Below are 1567 nucleotides of genomic sequence, written 5' to 3' on the forward strand. Positions count from 1 at the left end.
ATGAATTTAAATATGCATCTGAAGAAAAACGTTTAAACTTCTTAAAACACTATGCAGATGGATTTGCTAAAAAAATGGCAGAAGCGTTTGACATTGCAGCTATTCACGGTTTAGAACCTCGCACTCTTACTGATGCATCGTTCAAAGCTACTAACTCATTTGATGGAGTTGTTACTGAAAACGTAGTTAAATACGACGCAGCTACAATTGACGATAATATTGATTCTGCAGTTAACACTATTGTGGTTAACGGAAATGAAGTAACTGGTATCGCTCTATCACCTCAAGCAGGACAAGACATGTCTAAAATTAAATTGGGCGCTGATAAATTACCAGCATATCCAGAATTCCGCTTTGGGCAACGTCCAGATAATTTCTTTAACATGAATCTAGACATGAACAAAACACTTACAGTAAAAGGCGGTACTGCTAAAACAGACCACGCTATTGTCGGTGACTTCCAAAGTAAATTTAAATGGGGATACGCAGAAAATATTCCACTTGAAATTATTGAATATGGTGATCCAGATGGTTCTGGTCGTGACCTTAAAGCGTACAATGAAATTTTACTACGTTCTGAAGCGTTCATCGGATGGGGCATCCTTGACGAAAAAGCATTCGCTCGTGTAGAAGTTCAAGATTAATTTTAGGAGGAATTTATGGCAATTTACAAAGATAAAAACACTGGGGCGGTAGTCGTAACAGATTCTGTCCTTTCTGGTGATTGGGAACTTGTAAAAGAGACAGTTAAGGAAAAGAAAGAAGAGGCTAAGTAGCCTCGAAATAGGAGGTTATGATGGCTAATTTTGCAACAGTTGAAGATGTTTCGTTATTGTGGAGACCATTGACAACAGATGAAATGTTACGTGCAGAGGCGCTCTTGGCAGTCGTCTCTGACACGTTACGCTTGGAAGCTGAAAAAGTAGGTAAAGATTTAGACCAGTCATTTGCCGATAGCGTGTCTTACGCAAGTGTTTTAAAAGCTATTACAGTTGACATCATCGCTAGGACACTCATGACTCCAACCACAGGTCAACCAATGGTACAAGAAAGTCAATCGGCACTTGGCTATACTTGGTCTGGCACCTATCTGAGTCCTGGCGGTGGATTATTTATTAAAGATTCGGAACTCAAACGGTTAGGACTGAAACGACAAAAAATAGGGGGGATCAATATCTATGGGGAAGATACATGGAATACCAATTACCCTTATTGATAAGCAAGTTATGTCAGTTGACCCATTTGGAGCACCAGTTGTAAAAGATGTTGAGATACTAGTTGATAATGTTTTAGTCGCTCCAGCCTTATCTGATGACGTCATTAATCAGCTGAATTTAACAGGAAAAAAAGCTGTGTACACTTTAGGAATTCCAAAAGGTGATACCCATGATTGGGAAGACAAGGAAGTTGAATTCTTTGGTCAACGGTGGCGTACATTTGGTTTTGTGACAGAAGGCATTGATGATTTAATTCCATTGTCTTGGAACAAGAAAGTGATGGTGGAGCGCTATGGCTAAGTCTGGATTTAAACTGAATTATGCTGGCGTTGGTCAGCTTTTGAAGTCTG

At 39.5% G+C, this 1567-nt stretch carries 3 protein-coding genes; all 3 read left to right on the plus strand.

The features are described 5' to 3' along the window. Positions 1-644, plus strand: a 644-nt coding sequence (locus Q5762_RS36720; RefSeq protein WP_315896660.1) for a phage major capsid protein, incomplete at its 5' end; no start/stop codon positions are given. A gap of 152 nt (positions 645-796) precedes the next feature. Beyond that, positions 797-1216: a phage Gp19/Gp15/Gp42 family protein gene (locus tag Q5762_RS36725; RefSeq protein ID WP_315896661.1), complete on the plus strand. Its 420-nt coding sequence runs from the start codon at positions 797-799 to the stop codon at positions 1214-1216. Beyond that, positions 1179-1517, plus strand: a complete 339-nt coding sequence (locus Q5762_RS36730) for a hypothetical protein (RefSeq protein WP_315887732.1) — start codon at positions 1179-1181, stop codon at positions 1515-1517. The genes Q5762_RS36725 and Q5762_RS36730 overlap by 38 nt, the downstream gene beginning before the upstream one ends. Positions 1518-1567: the final 50 nt, after the last annotated feature.

Source organism: Streptomyces sp. P9(2023), assembly GCF_032436795.1.
Classification (GTDB): domain Bacteria; phylum Actinomycetota; class Actinomycetes; order Streptomycetales; family Streptomycetaceae; genus Streptomyces.